19 protein-coding genes are annotated in these 22,110 nt (G+C 53.3%); 5 read left to right on the top strand and 14 right to left on the bottom strand.

The features are described from left to right. Nucleotides 1–36: 36 nt before the first annotated feature. Nucleotides 37–975 (bottom strand): malate dehydrogenase, encoded by a 939-nt coding sequence (mdh, locus tag HU143_RS02385; protein ID WP_000861586.1) that lies wholly within the window; start codon nucleotides 973–975, stop codon nucleotides 37–39. A 414-nt stretch (nucleotides 976–1,389) separates the two neighbouring features. On the opposite strand from mdh, the gene argR reads away from it, so the two are divergent. The 3 genes from argR to yhcN-B all read left to right on the top strand — a co-directional run bounded on the left by argR (nucleotide 1,390) and on the right by yhcN-B (nucleotide 2,871). After that, nucleotides 1,390–1,860, top strand: coding sequence for a transcriptional regulator ArgR (argR, locus tag HU143_RS02380; RefSeq protein ID WP_023227757.1), 471 nt, complete (start codon nucleotides 1,390–1,392; stop codon nucleotides 1,858–1,860). Between the two features lie 365 nt (nucleotides 1,861–2,225). Continuing rightward, nucleotides 2,226–2,489, top strand: coding sequence for a peroxide/acid stress response protein YhcN (gene yhcN / locus HU143_RS02375; RefSeq protein WP_000695693.1), 264 nt, complete (start codon nucleotides 2,226–2,228; stop codon nucleotides 2,487–2,489). A 115-nt stretch (nucleotides 2,490–2,604) separates the two neighbouring features. Further along, complete coding sequence (yhcN-B, locus tag HU143_RS02370; RefSeq protein ID WP_000853277.1) at nucleotides 2,605–2,871, top strand: DUF1471 family stress response protein YhcN-B; 267 nt, start codon at nucleotides 2,605–2,607, stop codon at nucleotides 2,869–2,871. 59 nt (nucleotides 2,872–2,930) lie between these two features. On the opposite strand, the gene HU143_RS02365 is transcribed toward yhcN-B, so the two are convergent. From HU143_RS02365 to aaeX, 5 genes are all read right to left on the bottom strand, one after another. After that, nucleotides 2,931–3,203: a barstar family protein gene (locus tag HU143_RS02365; protein WP_001103887.1), complete on the bottom strand. Its 273-nt coding sequence runs from the start codon at nucleotides 3,201–3,203 to the stop codon at nucleotides 2,931–2,933. A gap of 244 nt (nucleotides 3,204–3,447) precedes the next feature. Beyond that, the gene (gene tnpA / locus HU143_RS02360; RefSeq protein WP_053505584.1) at nucleotides 3,448–3,906 is read right to left on the bottom strand and encodes an IS200/IS605-like element IS200F family transposase; all 459 of its coding nucleotides are present in this window, start codon (nucleotides 3,904–3,906) and stop codon (nucleotides 3,448–3,450) included. A gap of 179 nt (nucleotides 3,907–4,085) precedes the next feature. After that, nucleotides 4,086–6,053 carry a p-hydroxybenzoic acid efflux pump subunit AaeB gene (aaeB, locus tag HU143_RS02355; protein WP_000510913.1) on the bottom strand — a complete coding sequence of 656 codons (1,968 nt, stop codon included), beginning with the start codon at nucleotides 6,051–6,053 and terminating at the stop codon, nucleotides 4,086–4,088. 5 nt (nucleotides 6,054–6,058) lie between these two features. Continuing rightward, on the bottom strand, nucleotides 6,059–6,991 hold the full coding sequence (gene aaeA, locus HU143_RS02350; RefSeq protein ID WP_000855134.1) for a p-hydroxybenzoic acid efflux pump subunit AaeA: 933 nt from the start codon (nucleotides 6,989–6,991) through the stop codon (nucleotides 6,059–6,061). A gap of 7 nt (nucleotides 6,992–6,998) precedes the next feature. Continuing rightward, nucleotides 6,999–7,202: a p-hydroxybenzoic acid efflux pump operon protein AaeX gene (gene aaeX / locus HU143_RS02345; RefSeq protein WP_000051840.1), complete on the bottom strand. Its 204-nt coding sequence runs from the start codon at nucleotides 7,200–7,202 to the stop codon at nucleotides 6,999–7,001. 181 nt (nucleotides 7,203–7,383) lie between these two features. Here aaeX and aaeR point away from each other — a divergent pair, with 181 nt between their 5' ends. After that, the gene (gene aaeR, locus HU143_RS02340) at nucleotides 7,384–8,313 is read left to right on the top strand and encodes an HTH-type transcriptional activator AaeR (protein WP_000440300.1); all 930 of its coding nucleotides are present in this window, start codon (nucleotides 7,384–7,386) and stop codon (nucleotides 8,311–8,313) included. Between the two features lie 122 nt (nucleotides 8,314–8,435). Here aaeR and tldD read toward each other — a convergent pair whose 3' ends face one another. The 8 genes from tldD to csrD all read right to left on the bottom strand — a co-directional run bounded on the left by tldD (nucleotide 8,436) and on the right by csrD (nucleotide 20,897). Next, nucleotides 8,436–9,881: a metalloprotease TldD gene (tldD, locus tag HU143_RS02335; RefSeq protein WP_000055940.1), complete on the bottom strand. Its 1,446-nt coding sequence runs from the start codon at nucleotides 9,879–9,881 to the stop codon at nucleotides 8,436–8,438. 144 nt (nucleotides 9,882–10,025) lie between these two features. Beyond that, complete coding sequence (yhdP, locus tag HU143_RS02330; RefSeq protein WP_023227270.1) at nucleotides 10,026–13,826, bottom strand: AsmA2 domain-containing protein YhdP; 3,801 nt, start codon at nucleotides 13,824–13,826, stop codon at nucleotides 10,026–10,028. Nucleotides 13,827–13,936: 110 nt separating this feature from the next. Continuing rightward, nucleotides 13,937–15,406, bottom strand: a complete 1,470-nt coding sequence (gene rng / locus HU143_RS02325; RefSeq protein ID WP_000123188.1) for a ribonuclease G — start codon at nucleotides 15,404–15,406, stop codon at nucleotides 13,937–13,939. After that, entirely contained in the window at nucleotides 15,396–15,989 is a 594-nt protein-coding gene (locus HU143_RS02320; protein WP_000210307.1) for a Maf family protein, read from the bottom strand. Before HU143_RS02320 ends, rng begins: the two co-directional genes overlap by 11 nt. 8 nt (nucleotides 15,990–15,997) lie before the next feature. After that, complete coding sequence (gene mreD, locus HU143_RS02315; protein WP_000179403.1) at nucleotides 15,998–16,486, bottom strand: rod shape-determining protein MreD; 489 nt, start codon at nucleotides 16,484–16,486, stop codon at nucleotides 15,998–16,000. Between the two features lie 2 nt (nucleotides 16,487–16,488). Beyond that, nucleotides 16,489–17,541: a rod shape-determining protein MreC gene (mreC, locus tag HU143_RS02310; RefSeq protein WP_000802538.1), complete on the bottom strand. Its 1,053-nt coding sequence runs from the start codon at nucleotides 17,539–17,541 to the stop codon at nucleotides 16,489–16,491. A 64-nt stretch (nucleotides 17,542–17,605) separates the two neighbouring features. Further along, on the bottom strand, nucleotides 17,606–18,649 hold the full coding sequence (gene mreB, locus HU143_RS02305; protein ID WP_000913396.1) for a rod shape-determining protein MreB: 1,044 nt from the start codon (nucleotides 18,647–18,649) through the stop codon (nucleotides 17,606–17,608). A 307-nt stretch (nucleotides 18,650–18,956) separates the two neighbouring features. Continuing rightward, nucleotides 18,957–20,897 carry an RNase E specificity factor CsrD gene (gene csrD / locus HU143_RS02300; protein WP_001241381.1) on the bottom strand — a complete coding sequence of 647 codons (1,941 nt, stop codon included), beginning with the start codon at nucleotides 20,895–20,897 and terminating at the stop codon, nucleotides 18,957–18,959. A gap of 203 nt (nucleotides 20,898–21,100) precedes the next feature. Between csrD and HU143_RS02295 the strand changes: the two genes are divergently transcribed. Continuing rightward, nucleotides 21,101–22,075, top strand: a complete 975-nt coding sequence (locus tag HU143_RS02295) for an MDR family oxidoreductase (RefSeq protein WP_023227271.1) — start codon at nucleotides 21,101–21,103, stop codon at nucleotides 22,073–22,075. The last annotated feature ends 35 nt before the right edge of the window (nucleotides 22,076–22,110 follow it).

The raw sequence follows: 22,110 nt of genomic DNA, 5'->3' as shown, positions 1-22,110 counted from the left end.
GCCGGAGCAAAAGCCCCGGCATCGGGCAGGAACAGCTTATTTATTAATAAAATCTTCACCCAACTGAATATCTTTTTTCAGCGTATCCAGCATAGCGTCCAGCGAATGTTGCTCGAAAGCGCTCAGTGTGCCGATGGATTTACGCTCTTCTACACCGTTTTTACCCAGCAGCAGCGGCTGAGAGAAGAAACGGGCATACTGACCGTCGCCTTCCACATAGGCGCATTCCACCACGCCTTTTTCGCCCTGCAGAGCGCGAACCAGAGAAAGACCGAAACGTGCGGCAGCCTGACCCATAGAGAGGGTTGCCGATCCGCCGCCGGCTTTCGCCTCGACGACTTCAGTACCGGCGTTCTGAATACGTTTAGTCAGCTCGGCCGCTTCTTGTTCGGTAAAACTTACGCCTGGAATCTGCGACAGCAGCGGCAGAATCGTCACGCCGGAGTGCCCGCCAATCACCGGGACTTCAACTTCCGTTGGCAGCTTACCTTTCAGCTCTGCGACAAAGGTATTAGAGCGGATGATATCCAGCGTGGTGACGCCAAACAGTTTGTTTTTATCGTATACGCCTGCTTTTTTCAGCACTTCCGCCGCAATCGCAACGGTGGTGTTCACCGGGTTGGTGATAATGCCCACGCACGCTTTTGGACAGGTTTTAGCGATCTGCTGCACCAGGTTTTTCACGATGCCGGCGTTAACATTAAACAGGTCGGAACGGTCCATACCCGGCTTACGCGCCACACCCGCAGAAATCAGTACTACGTCAGCGCCTTCAAGCGCCGGGGTTGCGTCTTCACCGGAGAAACCTTTGATTTTTACAGCGGTGGGGATGTGGCTCAAATCAACGGCCACACCGGGAGTCACTGGAGCGATGTCGTACAGGGAGAGTTCTGAACCTGAAGGCAGTTGGTTTTTTAAAAGTAATGCCAGCGCCTGACCGATACCACCAGCAGCGCCGAGGACTGCGACTTTCATCCTAAACTCCTTATTATATGATTAGCTAAGTGTCTATTGCTCCGCGGCGGCGACCTTAATTCACAAATTCAATGATTACAATCCTCACTCATCAAGAATGCGGAGTCGCGCAATTTTGGCTTTTATGCATTTAATTTGCGTAATCCGGATCGACTGCAACCAGAGAGCAACGTTCCTACAGGTGGTGACAATATACCCTACTATCCTCTCAAAACAACATCATTTTGATAACAATTAATTTACTTTTAATCTTATTTGCGAGGCGTGACACAGGCATGTTTCTTGATAACGAAATTTGATAAAATTCCGCTCTTTCATAACATTATTTCAGCCTTAAACAAGGCAGACTGTTTGCATAAAAATTCATCTGTATGCACAATAATGTTGTTTCTACCGCCATATTACGGGTGACTTATGCGAAGCTCGGCTAAACAAGAAGAACTAGTAAGAGCGTTTAAAGCGCTCCTCAAAGAAGAAAAATTCAGCTCACAGGGCGAAATCGTCCTCGCGTTGCAGGATCAGGGCTTTGAAAATATCAATCAGTCCAAGGTCTCGCGCATGTTGACTAAGTTCGGCGCAGTGCGTACACGTAACGCAAAAATGGAAATGGTGTACTGTCTTCCGGCTGAACTGGGCGTCCCAACAACATCCAGTCCGTTGAAAAATCTGGTGCTGGATATCGACTATAACGACGCTGTCGTGGTGATTCATACCAGCCCCGGCGCGGCACAACTCATCGCGCGCCTGCTGGATTCACTGGGGAAAGCAGAAGGTATTCTCGGCACGATTGCCGGCGACGATACTATCTTCACTACGCCTACCAGCGGCTTTTCCGTAAGAGATCTGTACGAAGCCATTCTGGAACTTTTTGAACAAGAGCTTTAGTCCCACTTCCTCCGTCGTCGTACGGCGGAGGCATCTTTTTGTCCTCTCCCCCTCGCCGCTTTCCTGTACGGCTATCATTTGGCAAATCATGCCCTTAAACATTCACCACATGAATGACAAATCAAAAAAACGCACAAAATGTCAAATTTTTTAACCTATTGATTTTCTTTTATTTTTTAAATAACAGCGGCGAAAAACAGCAATTTTAATTCCATAACGTTATAAAAAATAAAATTTTTAATGTTTTTAAAAAGCAGAAACAATTAGCGTGGTATTAATTAATAGCGTGATTAGTGTATACTTAATTTTGTGATGAGGGTCACGAAACAAAGACCCCAGTAAAGGAATTCGACGAGGTAAAAATCATGAAAATCAAAACCACTGTTGCAACATTAAGTATTCTGTCCGTTCTCTCTTTTGGCGCTTTCGCCGCAGAACCTATCAGCGCAGAGCAAGCGCAAAACCGTGAAGCAATCGGATCGGTTTCAGTCAGCGCTATCGGCTCATCGCCTATGGATATGAACGCCATGCTGAGCAAAAAAGCGGATGAACAAGGCGCTACGGCCTACCACATTACCGAAGCGCGTAGCGGCAGCAACTGGCACGCCACTGCCGAACTGTACAAATAAAATTCACCTGCCATCGCATATAACGTGTCATTGCTTCGCGGAGATATCGCATAAGAAAAGCCCATTAATCCGCGAGGTTGACCCTATAGTTGACCCTATAAAGGAATAAAAGACCATGAAAACGAAATACATTATCGCATCACTCGGCCTGGCCACTCTGCTCTCTTTCGGCGCAAATGCCGCAGTACATCAGGTCAACGCGGAACAGGCGCAGAATCTGCAACCGATGGGCACCATTTCCGTCTCGCAGATTGGCAGTACGCCAATGGATATGCGCCAGGAGATCGTCGCTAAAGCTGAAAAAGCAGGCGCTAATAGCTATCGCATCATCGAATTAAAAGAAGGTGATAACTGGCACGCCACCGCCGAGTTGTATAAGTAAACCCTCGTCGTCTAACCCGACGACTTGCCCCCGCCTGCCGGGGGCTTTTTTATGCTTTTTCAATGCCGGACATTAAACCGTAGCCGCCCCTCCAGCTCTTCTTCCGCTTCATCAAAGAGTAAAATCAGCGCCCCGTAGCGCCTGCGCAGTTTATCAGGCAGGTGAACGAACTCAATCTCTAGCGGTAGGGGTAAGATATCGCTCATTACCGCATCCCATAATGTATCAAGATCGCTTACTTTCTCACTGGCAAGACCAAACGTCTGCGTAAACTCGCGATAAAAATCGCTTTGGTTTTTAATATCATTAAAATCAAAAGTATAGACATTCATAGCCAGCCACCATCCCCGACAGACAATTGTCTGTTTTACTACTAAGCATCATTATGCAGAGGTTTCACTTCCAGAAACGCTTTTAGCCCCGGAGCACTCTTGCGCTGTTTTTGTATCTCAAATAAGTATAGTCATAATAAATATCCTCCGGCATAGCCGGAGGTTTTTCAGATGCGCCTGTAAGGCTCTCTTACCAGCCGCGCCCTAACAGGCGCATACGATCTGACATTTGCATCAAACTTCGTTACTTACGGCCCGTAAACGGGCTGCCCGGATAAGGGATCGATAATTGCTCACCCATTTTATCCTCTTCAAGCTGGTGCTTTATGTAGTCCTGTATCTTCGCCGTATTCTTACCCACCGTATCGACATAGTACCCTCTGCACCAGAACTCCCTGTTCCTGTATTTGAATTTTAGATCCCCAAACTGCTCGTAAAGCATCAGACTACTTTTACGCTTCAGATATCCCATGAAACTCGACACACTCATCTTCGGCGGGATCTCCAGAAGCATGTGAATATGATCTGCACAACATTCTGCTTCCAGAATTCGTACGTTTTTCCATTCACACAATTTTCTTAATATGCTGCCTACTGCCCTACGCTTCTCTCCATAGAACGCTTGTCTTCGGTATTTGGGCGCGAAAACTATGTGATATTTACAGTTCCATCGGGTGTGCGCTAAGCTCTTTTCGTCCCCCATTGGGACTCCCTTTTGATTTCTTGTTGAACTTTTGCAGTTGCCAGACCGCAAGATGTTTTAACAAATCAAAAGGGGTTTTAATAACTGGCTTAAAGCTGAAAGCTTTCCGGAACCCCCAGCCTAGCTGGGGGTTTTCCATAGACAAAAAAACCGACGCTTTTGGCATCGGTTCTTGTGGGTTAGCTATCGGTAAGCGCGTTCTGGTATTTATGTAACATGCCCGTCAGACGTTTAACCGGTTCCGTCACCTGCGGCGGCGCCTCCCAGATACGTAATTTCTCCTGATAGATATCCAGCTCATCCAGCAACTGACCAAAGTAGCGTCGCCGTTTATCATCGCTTCCGGCGGAAATAACATGGTCTGCGGTACGACGAAGCTGGCGGTGGAACACTGACAGATCCTCATTAACCGGTATCGGCGCGTCGCGCAGACGTTGATGAGCAATGATCATCGTTAGCGCCAGGCGAAACTTCGGCAAATCGCCAGGGAATTTATTCATCAGCAAAAAGAGTTGCTGATATAACGCAGGCAGACGGTTTTCTTTACGACGTACCACGTTGGTCGTCATTGCCGAGACCGCAGCGGAAACAAACTGATTAAGCAGCACGCGACCGGTTCGATCTTTGGATTTATCACGCACCAGCAGGATGACGATAAACGCCAGCATACAGCCGACAATTTGCCCCAACGCGCTGTCGAGGAACTGGCTGAAATGGAACGTCATCGGATTATCCAACACAATAATGTTAATCGTACTGGCCAGCGCCCCCATCGACCCCAGACGCCGTTTCTGGACCTCAATGCCGATAAAGAACCCCAATACCGCCAGGCTCAAACATAACAACAGCATACTTTGCTGCGTATTGGGAATAATCACCAGGAAATAGAGCAATCCCAGCGGCAACGCCGCCAGAGTGCCATAAATAAAATCAATGCAGACCATGCGCGGATTGGGTAAACGCATCGCCAGCGAGGTCACCACGGCAATCATCACCATCGCGCCATTACCCGATGTCCAGCCGGTCCATAGCCAGAATAATGTCCCCAGTATGCAGGAAAGCGTGGTGCGCCAGAAGTTCACCATCGCATGGTGACGTTCAGCGGATTCCACTTTAACTACGGGCTCGCCTTGCAGGATCTCTTCTTCCGTCGCGCTGATTTTGGTGTTACTGATCACGCCGCGTTTAAGCAGCAGATAGCGCGTCGCTGCGCCTACCCAGCTATAAAGCGTGACGGGCGTTTCGCGCTCACCGGTCCAGACAATGACACGCCGCATCCGTTTTAACTGTCTGTGGACATCCTGTACCGTTTCAACCGGCGTCTCGAACAGTTCCCGGAATGTATCGGTAATCAGTTCCGGCCGCGTGTTTTGAATAAGATAAGTTTCACAGGATTGCGTAATCAGCGTGAGCGAAAGCGTATTCAACGCTTTCAGGCGGCGGTTAGCGCGTACCCAGCGCGAAGATTCCATATTCAGATTACTTCGCATCCCCTCCAGCGCCGCCGTGCGTCGCACCAGATCGCCCCAGGCGTTGTCGACTTCTTCGCTGTCGCCATGCTTAATACAAAGTTGCATTAGCTGATATTGCGCTACCAGTAAACTGTCCAGTTCGCGATCAACCTCCTGCTTTATCGATCGCGGCGAGAAAAGCAGATCCGCTAAAATAGCGCAGCCAATGCCGATGACGATTTCGCTACAGCGCTCAAGCGCAAATTGCGGCGTGAGCAGCGGCTCCGTCTGAATGGTAATCACAATGATCAGCGCAGTATAACCTGACAGTCCCCACGCATAAGAGTTTTCGATCCGTACTAAAGAGGAGATCCAGGTACAAAAACCGGCCCAGACGCAGCACACCAGAATCATCAATAGCGGCGCGCGGATCATAGAGATAATAATGATAAGCGCGGCGATACAGCCAATAAACGTCCCGATAATACGCAACATTCCGCGATAACGGATAGCGCCGGAATAGGGTTCCCCGCCGGCGGCAAATGCCGGGCCTGCCGCCACGATCGCGGCGGTCAGTACCGCCCAACGCGGCGTCTCCAGTTGAAAATGGAAGCCGATAAATAATGCCAGCACAATGGCGCACGCCAGCTTTACCGCAAAGCGAATGTGCTGGTTGGCTATGGAGAAAATGCCCATGACGATTAACCGAATTCGCGCAGCCGGTGCGCCAGTTTACGGAAGAAGGAGTCCTGGCTTGCGTCACGATCCTGCTTACCGGTGATCACGACGGTTGCCGTCGTACCGGCAGGCCACAGATTCCCCTGCTGCTCGTCAAGCCGGATGCGCACCGGGACACGCTGGGCCAGACGCACCCATTCGAGGTTAGAGTCTATCGTCGCCATCCCTTTCGCATCACTGGTACTGCTGGCATTCGTTACCCCTGCCGCCACGCTATCGACGGTACCTTTTAATACCCGGTTGCTGCCAAGCGGCGTGATTTCGGCACGATATCCCGGACGCACGCCTTCCAGCTTGGTCTCTTCCATATAGGCTTGCACGTAAAAAGAGTTCTTTTTCACCAGGGCGACGGCTGTGGAACCACGGGTAATAAATTCACCGGCATAAACATTGAGGTTAGTCACCCAGCCGTCGGCAGGCGCGCGAATGACGGTGCGTTCCAGATCGAGTTTAGCCAGATCGCGCGTCGCCTGGGCTTTAGCCAGTTGATGCAGTACAGTCTGCAAGACATTGTTCGCCTGATCGATCTCTTCCCGGGACATCGCCTGTACGCCGAGGCGATTACGGCGACCGGCTTCCTGGCGTTTTTCCTGCGCCAGGACCTGATAATAGGCTACATCAGCTTCCGCTTCCGCCAGCGCTTTTTGATAGCGTGGCTGATCGATGGTAAACAGGACCTGATCCTTTTTCACCAGTTGGTTATCATGCACGTTTACATGGGTAATCAGGCCCGCGACATCCGGGGCAATAGCGACGACATCGGCGCTAAAACGCGCGTCGCGCGTCCAGGGAGATTCGGTGTAATACACCCAGGCGCGGAAAATGGCGATAAAGGCCAGAATAACCAGTACGAGGGTAATGGCCGTACGGGAGAGTTTTCTTGTTAGTGTTTTCACTTCAACCTCAAACGAACAGGCGCGATATTAAATAAAACAGACAACAATACAGCGCGGTATTGAACAGAGCCGGATGCCAGACAAAATCATAGATACCCGTCGGCACAAGCATCCGACGCACCAGCCAAAAAATAGCCAGTGACAAAAGCAATTCGAAAAATATCGGTGGGAAGGAAAGACCAAACACCACGATAACGGGAAACAGACTCATGTTGACCTTGATTTCTGAGAGAGAGCAGGCGATAGATTGTTAAGCTACATCGCCGCAGAGAAGGGCAAGAGACGCCAGGCGAGAGCGACATAGCTCTTATTCGAATAATAGTATATTAACGTAATTGTTATGCTGTTATCTATATTATGTGATCTAAATCACTTTTAAGCCAGAGTGAATAATGGAACGATTAAAACGAATGTCGGTATTCGCCAAAGTTGTTGAGTTTGGCTCTTTTACCGCCGCAGCCAGACAGCTGCAAATGAGCGTATCGTCCATCAGCCAGACTGTGGCGAAACTGGAAGATGAGCTTCAGGTTAAATTGCTCAACCGCAGCACACGCAGCATTGGGCTCACCGAAGCTGGAAAAATCTATTATCAGGGCTGTCGGCGTATGTTGCATGAAGTGCAGGATGTTCACGAGCAGCTTTACGCTTTTAATAACACGCCTATCGGTACATTGCGTATCGGCTGTTCTTCAACCATGGCTCAAAATGTGCTGGCCGGGCTTACCGCAAAATTATTAAAAGAGTATCCCGGTCTGGCGGTCAATCTGGTGACAGGAATTCCGGCTCCGGATTTAATTGCCGACGGGCTGGACGTGGTGATCCGCGTGGGCGCGCTGCAAGACTCCAGCCTGTTTTCCCGTCGACTTGGCGCGATGCCGATGGTTGTGTGCGCCGCCAAGCCGTACCTCGCTCAGTACGGCGTCCCGGAAAAACCCGCCGATCTCAGTAGCCATTCCTGGCTGGAATATAGCGTGCGCCCGGATAATGAGTTTGAACTTATCGCGCCGGAAGGAATTTCTACCCGACTGATTCCACAGGGGCGGTTCGTCACTAACGATCCGATGACGCTGGTACGCTGGCTGACCGCCGGAACCGGAATCGCCTATGTGCCGCTGATGTGGGTGATCGATGAGATCAATCGTGGCGATCTGGAGATCCTGCTGCCTCGCTATCAGTCCGATCCTCGTCCGGTGTACGCGCTGTACACCGAAAAAGATAAGCTGCCGCTTAAAGTGCAGGTAGTGATTAACGCGTTAACTGACTATTTTGTCGATGTCGCACACCTGTTTCAGGGGATGCACGGGCGAGGGAAAGAAAAATAAAAACACCGGGTAATTGCTGAAGACGATTGTAGGTCAGATGCCACCCGACGCAGACATTGCCTGGTGGCGCTGCGCTTATCAGGCCTGGGCGGCACACACCACAGGCCTGATAAGGCGGACAGTTATGCGGTGCCGCCAACCGTCAGGTTATCGACTTTCAGCGTCGGCTGGCCTACGCCTACCGGCAGACTTTGACCCTCTTTACCGCAGACCCCCACCCCGTTATCCAGCTTAAGGTCGTTGCCGACCATGGAGATCTGTTGCATCGTTTCAATGCCTGATCCAATCAACGTCGCGCCCTTCACCGGCGTCGTGACTTTGCCGTTTTCAATCAGATACGCTTCCGAGGTAGAGAACACAAACTTGCCGGAGGTGATATCCACCTGACCACCGCCAAAGTTAGGCGCATAGATGCCGTATTCAACGGATTCGATAATTTCCTGCGGCGTTGACTGCCCCGCCAACATATAGGTATTCGTCATACGCGGCATTGGCAGATGCGCGTAAGATTCGCGACGCCCGTTACCGGTCGGCGCAGCGCCCATCAGGCGCGCGTTCAGCTTGTCCTGCATGTATCCTTTCAGCACGCCATTTTCAATCAATACGTTGTACTGGCCTGGCGTACCTTCATCATCGATAGCAACGGAGCCGCGACGGTTCATCATTGTGCCGTCGTCCACTACGGTGCAAAGCGCGGAGGCAACCTGCTCGCCGATCTGACCGCTAAACACAGATGTCCCACGACGGTTAAAATCACCTTCCAGCCCGTGACCGACCGCTTCGTGCAGCAATACGCCCGGCCACCCGGCGCCCAGAACCACCGGTAACGTCCCCGCTGGCGCAGCGACCGCGGAGAGATTAACCAGCGCCATGCGTACCGCTTCTTTCGCCCACGCGTCGGCGCGAACCTCGCCGTCGAGATCGGCAAGAAAATACTCATAACCAAAGCGACCGCCGCCGCCGCTGGCGCCGCGCTCGCGTTTACCGTCTTCTTCCACCTGCACGCTAACGGACAACCGCACCAGTGGACGGACATCCGCCGCCAGCGTCCCGTCGGTCGCCGCCACGAGGATTAATTCATATACGCCGGTCAGGCTGGCGTTAACTTCCTGCACGCGTTTATCGGCTTCTCGCGCCACTTTGTCAACGCGTCTGAGGATATCCAGCTTCTCTTCGCGGCTCATACTTTGCAGTGGATCAAGGGTGGTGTAGAGCGGCTGATGCGCTACGGCGGCGAGCGTTTTTACCTTGCCTTCGCCGTTCTCGCGTACAATGGTTCGCGCGGCCTGCGCACTCTGCTCCAGCGCCAGGAGGCTTATCTGGTCAGCATAAGCAAAACCGGTTTTTTCGCCGCTAATGGCGCGAACGCCAACGCCCTGGTCGATATTATATGAACCATCTTTAATGATGCGGTCTTCTAAAACCCAGGATTCGTGATAGCTCGACTGAAAATAGAGGTCGCCATAATCAAGACGGCGTTCGGCCAGTTGGCCCAAAATAGCGAACAGATCCTGATGGTTCAGGCCATTCGCCGCTAGCAATTGTTCACTTACCAGGTTCAGACTCATCGTTTTTGCTACTCGTTGATTTCTGCCGGATGGCGGTTCACGCCTTATCCGGACTACGTTGTTAGATTGTACAAACCGGATAAACGCAGCGCCGTCCGGCATGACTATTTACTGAGAGTGGGGCAATTCCTCGCCCCCGTCAAATCATTGCTGGCTTTCTTTTATCGGTTGGCGCAGAACTTCGTTGATCTGCGGCGCATCGACCGGACCGGTAATGCGATATCGCAAAATGGAGACCTTGCTCCATAGCGGCCCCAACACTTTACTGGCGGCAAATACCGCCGCGCCGACAATCGGGTTAACGGCAAACGCGGCGGCGACGCCCACGGTGGCGGAAATTTCCGGCGCGACAACGGCCTCCATATCAAGACGACGACGCACCAGATCAACAGAACCTTTCATTGCAATATCCGCTTCCAGCCCATCCACCAGCGTATCGTCAGTATGCAGGACGCCATCTTTAATCCACGCGGTACTATGAATAGAGTCGAAATAGAAGCCCTCGCTAAAGGTATCTCTGAAGTCAAACCGCAGCTTACGCAGCAACGCATCAAAACTGAGCAGCCGCAGTAGCTGTCCGGCATGACCGCTACTGAGATCAGTAAACTCGCCTTTGCCCAGACGCGTGCGTAAAATCCCGTTGAGCGTGGCTTCATCAGGTTGCCAGGGCGGGTTTCGCCAGTGCAGATCGTAATCTACGTTAAAAGACGCGTTCTGGATTGGCGTCGAGACGCCGAAGAACCCGGCAGCCGTGTCGAGGTTACTACCATGCAGACTACCTTTCAGCGAGGTTCGTTCATTACCCGGCGCATTCACCCACTCGCCGTTCGCTTTCAAACGGGCGAATCCGGTATCGATCAGGCCATTCGCCAGAGTCAGCGTATTGCCTTTGATGGCGAAATCGCCATCAATACGCCCATATTTTTGCCCCCACAGCCAGCACTCTTCGCAGCGAAGCTGTAAGTCCGGCCAGCCGCGGAAGCTAATCGTGTTCGCCGAAGCCAACGGCGATGTCGGCGTTGGTGACGAGGCGTGCGTTTTTGCGACGCCAGGGTTGTAGTACAGGTACTTAATATTCGCCAGCCACGGCGCATGGTTGCGCATGAGCAGCGTGGCGTTCACCTCACGGCCCTGCGCTTCAATTTTTGTTCCGTTCAGCGAGGGGGCTGAAACGACGCTCAAATTGTTCCACTGCTGGCCGCCCAGCGATAGCGCGGGAGTACGCAACGTGACGCGTTGAGGAAACTCGGCCGAACTGCTCACGTTATCCGCCGCGCCTTTCTGGAATAACGCCAGCCACTGCGCGCCATCCAGCGCCGGCAGATTGAGCTCAACGCCTTGTTGAGCAGGTAATGGCGGAATCGTCCGGCTGTCCGTCGTCCAGATAGCCCGATCCAACGTCAGCTTCTGATTTAATAACCAGCGGCTGTTAAAGTGATTTTTACTCCCTGCGCTCCCCGTTAGCGCAAAACTTTTCAGGTTGCCGTCAGCCTGAATGTTCACCGGAATGGCTTCGCCTGCGGGTTTATTTAGCGGAGAAGGTAAGTGACTGCTCACATTTCTCAGATCGCCGTTCAGTTCGATGTGATAAGTGGTGTCAGCGTGATACGGAAGATCGATGCCGACTTTACCATTCCACGTCACGCTGCCGCTCAGGGCGTCATTCAGTTGCGGCGGTAAGACGCCCATACGCGTTGGTTGCCAGTTACCGTTCAGGTTGACGGCGACCTGATAGGCTTTTGCCCCTTCCGTCGTACTGAAATCCAGGTTAAGCGGCTGATTAAACCAGTTTGCCGTCAGCGGCCCGCTTTTTAGCGCGCCATTCACAAAGCTGAATTTACCGTTCAGATTTTTGAGCGTGCTGTTTAGCGGCTTAATAAACAGACTGTTATTACGCAACGAGACATCGCCCTCGGCGGTAACCTGTTCTCCGTCCAGCGGAATATCAAGATGTAAGCGAGCATTCACATCGCCATCTAATTGGAGCTCCGCCAGCGTCGAGCCAAGCGAGTCTTTTAGCGGCGTCTCGTCAAAATAAGGCCCAACGGCTTTTCCCGGCCCGTTAATATCGGCATCAATGAGCAGTTTCTCTTTGGAATAATCCGGAATCGCCGCCGCGAGTTTGCTGGCCTTCACCCCGCCCAAATCGACGCTATCCGAACGCATCCACAGGCCGTCGTTCAGGAAATCCAGTTCAATGTTGAGATTTTTTAGCGCCGGCCAGTCGGGTTGAAAGGCAAACGTCGCATTGCGTAGCGGCACCAGCACTTCAAACTGACCTTCGTTATGCTTATAGGGAAAGAGGTGCGGGTTACCACCGTAAACCAACGTGGCGTTATCCGCCTCGCCGCCTTGAATCGCGCCGCTAAGGTAATCGACCAGCGCTTTGCCCATCAGGTTTTCCGGAAAATAGCGCCACGCCTGAGATCCATCGTCGGTACTGATTCCGGCCAGAATGCCCAGCCACGGTTCGTCGCCCGTCGGTTGCAGATAGCGGAACCCGCCGCGCGCATGTACCGCCTTTGCTTTGACGTCAATGTCACGGCCATCAAGCTGAAAGCCGTTCTCATTCTTCAACCAGCTAAGCGTCGCGACGCCGTTTTCAATTTCCAGCGGCGCGCGAAAAACGGTTTCATAGGGCATTTTAGCCTGCTGCATCGCAACCTTCATCTGCCCGTCTTCTACGCTTCCCGCCAGCGTACCGGAAAAATGCTCCGCGCCGGGCAACAGCTTCCACTGTTTCCAGGCAAGATTTTCCCACGATGCCTGAAAACGCGTTTTTTCGGTGGCCTGTAGCGGAATATCCAGCGCCAGTGTGGCGATCTTTCCGCTCGGCTGCGTAGCCTGCCATATTTCGCCCAGCACAGGCGACAGTTTAGCCGCCAGCGGACGTAATGCTTCCAGCCCCGCCAGTTCAAGATTACTGGCGCGAATGCGTAGCTCATCGCTACGTGTGTGATTCTCGCCGCCGACGTCCTGCTGCGGGAGCCAGGCCACGGTTAAGGCTCCGCTCGGCCAGGGTTTACCATCAAGCGTAATCCGTGTGTCCGGAATATAAAACTGCCAGCCCGGCTGCTCGCGGCTAATCTGCGCCGTCAGGTTATCGACAGACAGCGTGTGCGTCGTGTTATCGCCCAGCCAGCTTGCGCCGCCCTGTTTCAGCCAGACGTCTCCTCCGGCGATTTCGCCTTTACTGAGCGTCATCCAGCCTTCCAGACTGAAACGCGCCGTCTGGAGCGCCACATTATCCTGCATCCATTTGCCCAGCCACGGCTTGACGTCAATATCGTCGGCCTGTAACCAGACTCTGCCGTTATTCAGCAAACCGTCGTCATCGCGTAAATCCATCCGCACCTGCATCACGCCGTGCTGCCCGGTCAGGCTGGAGAGGCTGACCTCGCCTTCGGCGCGGTGCCGCTCTTTGCCGTTTAGCCAGGTAAGCTGTGGGATCGCCAGCTCCGCGCGTTGTCCGGAAAGCGTCAGAAAACTGATTTGGCTATCGCGCAGATCGAAATGATCGAACTGCCGCAGGAAAAGATCGCTTAAACGGCTGGTTTCGATGCCTTCGCCGTCGCTGCTTTGAAGAGGCGTGTTGGTGCGGAAATTGAGTTGCCAGAAGGTCAGGTCGCGAAACTGCCAGCGCATATGCAACAGGCTTTGCCAGACGTCCAGCGCCAGCGTAACGCGTTTTATCGACAGTTCGCCGCCATCTTTCAGGGCGGCATGAATATTATGCGCTTCCAGCGTAGGGCCAAAATTTTGCCAGCTTGCGGAGAGTTGGCTGGCGGCCACCGGCACGCCGGTCACAGACTCAATTTTATTCAGGATAGCTGGACGCCAGGCGTCAAGATGAGGCAACGCCAGGCGCAGCCCGCTAACCAACAGCGCTGCAATGACGATGAGCGCGGCTCCAGTGAGCAATAAAATCCCCGGCAATCGCCTCACGCGTCTCTCCTTGTCTGCCAAAAAATACGACTCACACCCCTTGAAGGTATATTGCCGGATGGCGGCGCTTGCGCCTTATCCGGCCTACATGCGCTGGTGCTACTACTCAATTACATCATTACGACGTCAAACTGCTCCTGGTTATAAAGCGGTTCGACCTGAACTTTAACCTGTTTGCCGACAAAGATTTCGACTTCCGCCAGCGCGTGTGATTCTTCGCCTTTCAGCGCTTCCGCCACCGCAGGAGAAGCATAAACCAGGAAGCGATCGGAGTCATAAGCGTGATGAACACGTACAATTTCACGCATGATCTCATAGCAGACGGTTTCCACCGTTTTTACCGTCCCGCGGCCATGACAGGTTGGACACTCGTTACAAAGCACATGTTCCACGCTTTCACGGGTCCGTTTACGGGTCATTTCCACCAGTCCCAGCGGCGAAAAACCGTTAATACTGGTTTTCACGCGATCCTTACTTAACGCCTGTTCCAGCGAATGCAGCACCCGGCGGCGATGATCTTCATTATTCATGTCGATAAAATCGATAATGATAATGCCGCCCAGATTACGCAGGCGTAGCTGGCGGGCAATGGCCTGAGTCGCTTCAATATTGGTATTAAAAATGGTGTCGTCGAGATTACGGTGTCCGACAAACGCGCCGGTATTAATATCTACCGTCGTCATCGCTTCGGTTTGGTCGATAATCAGATAACCGCCGGACTTGAGTTCAACCTTACGCTCCAGCGCGCGCTGGATTTCATTTTCCACGTCATAAAGATCGAAGATCGGCTGATGGCCACTGTAATGCTCCAGCTTACTGGTCATTTCCGGGATGTATTCTGCGGTAAACTCCAGCAGCGACTCATAGGTCAGACGTGAGTCAACGCGAATTCGGTCCAACTGCGCATCGGCGAAATCGCGCAGCACGCGCTGCGCCAGCGCCAGTTCGCCATACATCTGGTAGCGCGTTTGCGGACGCTTTTTGCGCTCCATGACTTTCGTCCAGACGCGCTTGAGATAGGCGGCGTCAGACGCGAGATCCTCTTCACACACGCCTTCCGCCGCAGTACGGATAATAAACCCGCCCTGTTCGTCGCAATATTCCGCCACCACCTTTTTCAGGCGCTCGCGTTCACTTTCGCTTTCGATACGCTGGGAAACGCCAACGTGTGATGCGCCGGGCATAAAAACAAGGTAACGGGAGGGCAACGTGATGTCCGTGGTCAAACGCGCGCCTTTCGTGCCGAGCGGATCTTTCACTACCTGCACCATCAGATCCTGTCCCTGACGCACCAGTTCGGAGATATCGCGCACGGTAAACTGTTTTTGCTCGTCGCCCGCCACGCATTCGGTATGCGGCATAATGTCGGAAGCGTGAAGAAATGCGGCTTTATCCAGCCCAATATCTACAAAAGCCGCCTGCATACCTGGAAGTACACGACTTACACGACCTTTGTAGATATTGCCTACGATTCCGCGTCGCGCTTCGCGCTCAATATGGATTTCCTGAAGAATACCGCCATCAATGTACGCCACGCGCGTTTCCGATGGCGTTACGTTTACCAACAATTCAGCCGTCATGTTTATCCCTTTTATCACGCAGTGCGTTAAAATGACTCAACAACTCATACGTTTCAACCAGCGGTAAGCCGACCACGGCGTGGTAGCTGCCATTTATCTTCCTGACAAAACAGCCACCCTGCCCCTGAATACCGTATGCACCTGCTTTATCTAAAGGCTCGCCGCTGGCGACATAGCCAGTAATATCCTGCGCAGAAAGCGTGCGGAAAGTCACCTCCGTTACCACCACACAATCCAGCGTCTGCTGCGAGTCCGCAAGCGCAACAGCAGTCATCACCTGATGCGTATTTCCGGAAAGCAAACGCAGCATTTCTGCGGCATGAGCGGCGTCGCGCGGCTTTTCCAGCACCTCGCCGTTTAACACGACTATCGTATCCGCGCCCAACACCGGCAGATCACGGGGAACCAGCGCCACGCCAGCCTGCGCCTTTTCGCGCGCCAGCCGAACAACATACTGCTGCGCGCTTTCCTGAGCACGCCGTTGCTCTTCAATACCAGGCACGACCTGCTCGAATGAAAATCCAAGTTGAGTCAATAATTCCTGGCGACGCGGGGAACCGGAAGCAAGATACAGAGTTGTCATATCGACCTTTATTGCACAGCAAACTGCTGGCGTACTTTACGCATCAGCAAAAAGAGCCAGGGCCACAGCACGCCATTGACTACACTACTCCAGAACACTTCCGGTCTGAAAGAGACGTTGATCACTAAAAACTCGGCCCAGAAAACAATAATGTCCACGGCCAGTGAAAGCAACATTACCACCAGCGCCTGCTGCCAGAGCGCCAGGTTACGGAAGAGCTGGAATTTCAGAGCGACCAGATAGGCGACAATACTCATCGACAGAGCGCGCACGCCAAGTGTGGAACCGCTGATGAGATCAAGTATGGCACCCATCACAAATCCCGTCCCCACATTTACGCGGTGCGGCAGGGCCAGAATCCAGTACAGTAAGATGAGTAAAACCCAGTTTGGCCGGAAAACAATGATGTCGTCCGGCCAGGGCATGATTTGCAGCAACAGCGCAATAAGAAACGAGAGCCAGATAACCCAGCGCCCCTGGCTACGATAGCTCGCCACCATTACCCTCCCGGCGCACGCGCAGGCGGCGTGGTCGCGCCCGAAGGCGATGGTTGCGTTGATACCGGCGCAGTCTGGCCCGCAGATGGCTGAGTAATCCCCGTCGCCGGGTCCGGCACTGGCGCCGGCGGCCCCATCGCATCCGGAGAAGGCAACACCTGCGGCATCATCTGCATCAGGCGCTCATTGGCGACGCGGTGAACCTCTTCCGGCGTCATCGGATTGGCGCCGTTACGATCGGCTCCCCACAACAGCAGCAGATAGCGTAAACGCTGCAAACCCGCGGTTGGACGTGCCTGAATGACGGTATAGGCGCGCTGAGTGTCCAGCTTGACGGAGGAGACCACCGCCACCGGATACCCTTCCGGGAAACGCCCGCCAAGTCCGGACGTTACCAGCACATCGCCAACGCGAATATCGGTATTGGCGGGCAGATGTTCAAGCTGAAGATCGTCAGTACAGCCGTTACCGGCGGCAATCACGCGGATGTCATTGCGCAGTACCTGAATCGGCAGCGCATGAGTCGCATCGCAAATCAGCAACACGCGGCTGGTCAGTTTCGCCACGGCGACAACCTGTCCTACGACGCCTTTGTCGCTAATGACCGGTTGACCTTCATATACGCCATTAACGCTGCCTTTATCGATAACGACCTGATCGCTGTAAGGATCGTTAACCGTTGAAATAACCTGCGTCACCATTTTCTGCTCGTCCTGACGCAGCGGCGACCCCAGCAGCTCGCGCAACCGCGCGTTCTCCTGTTTGTACTGCCCCAGCATCAGCAGGTCGCTGTTTTTTAGCAGTAATTCCTGGCGCAGCGCCCGGTTTTCCAGCTCAAGCTGGTCGCGAGAAGCCAGCGTTTGCGACACGCTGTCGAGCAGTTCACGAGGGCCGTTTGAAATAAAATAGAAAGGACTGACGGCAGTGTCCATGTACGTTCGGATTTGACTGAACGTCCCCAGGCGGCTGTCGGCAATGATAACGCCGAGCGCCACCAGCACCGCCAGAATAAGGCGAATCTGTAGCGACGGGCCACGGCTAAAAATTGGCTTCATAGGCTATGCGTATTCTCGCGTCGGAGAGGCAGGACAATCCAGGGATAATCCTGCCCGTATCCAACTACTCTTCGCTGAACAGGTCGCCGCCGTGCATATCGATCATTTCCAGCGCCTTGCCGCCGCCGCGCGCCACACAGGTCAGCGGATCTTCAGCAACCACGACAGGAATGCCCGTCTCTTCCATTAACAGACGGTCAAGGTTACGCAGCAGCGCGCCGCCGCCGGTGAGCACCATACCACGCTCGGAGATGTCTGACGCCAGCTCCGGCGGACACTGTTCCAGCGCCACCATTACCGCGCTGACGATACCGGTCAACGGTTCCTGCAACGCTTCCAGAATCTCGTTTGAGTTCAGAGTAAAGCCGCGTGGAACGCCTTCCGCCAGGTTACGGCCACGCACTTCAATCTCGCGGACTTCGTCGCCCGGATAAGCGGAACCGATTTCGTGTTTAATACGTTCTGCGGTGGCTTCACCAATCAGAGAACCGTAGTTACGACGAACGTAATTAATGATGGCTTCGTCGAAGCGGTCACCACCAATACGGACAGAAGAAGAGTAAACCACGCCGTTCAGGGAAATCACGGCAACTTCAGTGGTACCACCACCGATATCCACAACCATTGAACCGGTTGCTTCAGAAACTGGCAGACCTGCGCCGATCGCGGCCGCCATCGGCTCTTCGATCAAAAAGACTTCACGGGCGCCTGCACCCTGAGCGGATTCACGAATCGCGCGGCGTTCTACCTGCGTCGCGCCGACCGGCACGCATACCAGTACGCGCGGGCTTGGGCGCATAAAGCTGTTGCTGTGCACTTGTTTAATAAAGTGCTGGAGCATTTTTTCGGTCACAAAGAAGTCAGCGATAACGCCGTCTTTCATCGGACGGATCGCAGCGATATTGCCCGGCGTACGGCCCAGCATCTGCTTCGCATCATGACCGACTGCAGCCACGCTTTTCGGCGAACCGGCACGATCCTGACGAATGGCCACAACGGAAGGCTCATTCAATACGATGCCTTGTCCTTTTACATAAATGAGGGTATTCGCGGTACCCAGGTCAATGGACAGGTCATTGGAAAACATGCCACGAAATTTTTTCAACATACTAAGGGATAATCCTGAAAGCTGGGGCGGAAAACAAAATCCGCTTACTTTACCAACCACACGCAGCAGCGACAAGGCGCAAAAATCATCTGCTACGGTGAAAATTAGTGCAGTTCGTTTCCTTTGTTACAAATCTCGGCCTGAGTCCCTCAGGGCTGAAAAAATCAGCAGCAATCCTCGCCTTCGTTTGCAACCTGTCAAAGGTCATTCACCTGCATATTTGCTGCAACAATCTGGCGAGCAGACAAGCACACCCCCATGAGGCACAGCGCGCGTTATTCTACGTGAAAACAAATTAAACGGCAGGTTAAACCGAGTATCTTTGCGAATATTTTTTCACGTTTGTGTCAAGTAGTTGGGAGGAGGCAAAAAAATCACCCTGCCCGCCAGCCACGCCGCGTTTTGTCAGCGTCTGCCACTCGCCGCGCGAACGGACGCCCGTCGCGTAAACCTGCGTAGGCGTACCCGCGCAGGCCTCTACCAGACTTTGAACCAGAAGCTGGTTTTCCGTTCGCTTCTCAATGTTTCTGACCAGACTCGGATGCAGCTTGAGTAATTCCACATTGAGCGCTTTAATCCAGCTCGTGCTAACCAGCGTCAAACCCGCCTGTGTCACCGCCACCCGAACGCCAAGCGCATTGACTAAGCGAAGGATGGGTTGTAACCGGCTGATGTGTTGACAAACATCTGCCTCCGCAAGTTCAATAATTATGCGATTTCGCTGTGATTTTTCACACTGCATTAACGTATCGCGCAACCAGCGCTGAAAACGCGGACGAATCAGCGACTCGACCGTCAACTGCATTGCCAGATTTTCATCCGGCCAGTAGCCCAGCAACGTAATCAGGCGGCTAATTTGTAATCTGTCATACTCTTCCGATAAACCAAATTGCAACACCATCGGCATATATTCCGCCGAGCTCACCTCTTCTTTACCGTCATAGATGCGACACATCAATTCCCGATGATGTACGCGACCTTCTCGCGTGACCGCCGGTTTTTGATAAAGTCGCGGTCCGCCCCGGTTCAGCATCTGCTCAATCAATGTGCGCCAGCGCACATTGCCGCGCCCTTTTTCCGGCAGCGTGTCGTCGTAGATAGCCCAGCTATTTCCCCCCTGCAGGGCGGCATTCCGCGCCGCGGCTTCAGCATGTTCCATCACCTGCTCGGTGGACTGTCCGCTGCGCCAGGCGCAAATGCCGATATGTACCATATCGTCACGATCGAGCATTTTGTTAGCCGGTAGCGCATCGACAGCTTTTAAAAGTTGTCCGGCAATACTTTCCGCTTCTTTCAGCGTTCGATGCGGTAGCAGCACGGCAAAGTCGCTGCGGTGATAACGCGCCAGCAGCGAGCCTGGGTAACGCATAATAAATGTCGATAGCAGATTGATAAGCATAAACATCTGCTCTTCCGCCTGATTGCCTCCCAGGCTGTCGCGCAGAAGATTGAAGTCTGGCAAGCGGATCATCATCACCACGCCATGCACTCCCACTTTTTCCTGATCTTCCAGCAGCGTTGCCAGTTGGTTATCAAAGAACAGACGGTTACCGAGTCCGGTTTTGGTGTCCTGCGCGGCGTAGGAGCGAATGAGGGTGTCCAGGCGGCTACGCTGTTCGTGAGCAAACTGAATTTCGGAAAGCAATACATCAAGCGCGCTACTGGTGCGCGCTGGCCATTCGTAAACAGAACCGCGGACATTCGCCCCACGTTCGCCGTTCAGAATACGCGTGGAGCGAATTTCCAGAAGCTCTTGCCCGGAAAGCTGCCGCTGCAGCCAGCGCACCGATAAAAACAAAATCAGAACGATAAAACCGATCGCCAGCGTCAGCGGCGCCGTGGTGATCAGTGAGTGAAAATAGTTACCCATCGGGTCCTGATAAACCAGACGTAGCGACATTCCTGGATGTTTTATCAGCGGTACGACCAGCTCGCGATACATGTCGCTGGTGCCGGCTGGCCGATAACCTCTGGCGCGAGAATGGCTGTAGACGCTGCGCTCCCCCTGCAACAGATCGACACGCACAATATCGGAAGCGATCATGAGTTCGTCGATTTGCGGCGTCAGCGAGACAATATCATGGGTCACCAGGTGCGTATCAATGGCTGTCGCCGTCGCCTGCACACGGCTGACATACTTATACTGTACGGCGTTATAAAAGCTTAGCGAGCAACCTATCAGAGTCACGAAGATCGTTAACCCCGTGAGCAGCGTGATAAAAGCTGAGAATTTCGTCGTTAATCGCATCCTTGAGTTAACTCCGACGGTTATAAACAGTATGAAAAAGCGAATCTGAAGGCGGAATTCGCCACGGCGCGCAATGAAGCAGGCATACTACCAAAATGGATCTATCTGGCAATTTATTGCGTTGCATCGGCATCACGTTTTAATTAGCGAGTATAGTCTTCGTAGCTATTTTTCCAATCTACCATGTAAAGTGAGGACAGGTTATGCAGGCGTTGATATTAGAACAGCAGGACGGTAAAACCCTCGCATCCGTGCAACATCTCGAAGAGAGTCAACTGCCGGCAGGTGATGTGACGGTGGATGTCCACTGGTCCAGCCTGAATTATAAAGATGCTCTGGCTATCACCGGAAAAGGGAAAATTATCCGTCATTTTCCGATGATTCCTGGTATTGATTTCGCCGGCACCGTTCACGCAAGCGAAGATCCTCGCTTTCATGCAGGCCAGGAAGTACTACTGACTGGCTGGGGCGTGGGCGAAAACCACTGGGGCGGCCTGGCCGAACGCGCACGCGTTAAAGGCGACTGGCTGGTCGCGCTGCCTGCGGGACTGAGCAGCCGTAATGCCATGATCATCGGCACCGCCGGTTTTACCGCCATGCTGTGCGTCATGGCGCTTGAAGATGCCGGTATTCGCCCGCAAGACGGTGAGGTTGTCGTCACCGGCGCCAGCGGCGGCGTGGGCAGCACTGCCGTTGCATTACTGCATAAGCTGGGCTATCAGGTTGCGGCAGTATCAGGCCGCGAAAGCACCCACGACTACCTGAAGAGCCTGGGCGCTAACCGTATTCTTGGCCGCGATGAGTTTGCTGAATCTCGCCCGTTGGAAAAACAACTGTGGGCCGGTGCAATTGATACCGTTGGCGATAAAGTGCTGGCGAAAGTCCTGGCACAGATGAACTATGGCGGTTGCGTGGCCGCCTGCGGCCTGGCGGGCGGCTTCGCGCTGCCGACCACCGTTATGCCATTCATTCTGCGTAATGTGCGTTTGCAAGGGGTGGACTCGGTGATGACCCCACCGGCACGTCGCGCAGAAGCCTGGGCGCGTTTGGTTAAGGATCTGCCGGAATCGTTCTATGCTCAGGCCGCCACAGAGATTACGCTGGCGGATGCGCCGAAGTTCGCCGATGCCATCATCAATAATCAGGTTCAGGGCCGTACGCTGGTGAAGATAAAATAACGTCACGTATAAAAAAATTTACACTTAATTAACTA

It is taken from the genome of Salmonella sp. SJTUF14076 (genome assembly GCF_015534835.1).
GTDB classification, from domain to species: domain Bacteria; phylum Pseudomonadota; class Gammaproteobacteria; order Enterobacterales; family Enterobacteriaceae; genus Salmonella; species Salmonella enterica.
Note: the sequence above shows the minus strand (reverse complement) of the source record. Positions and strands in the feature narration are given on the sequence as shown.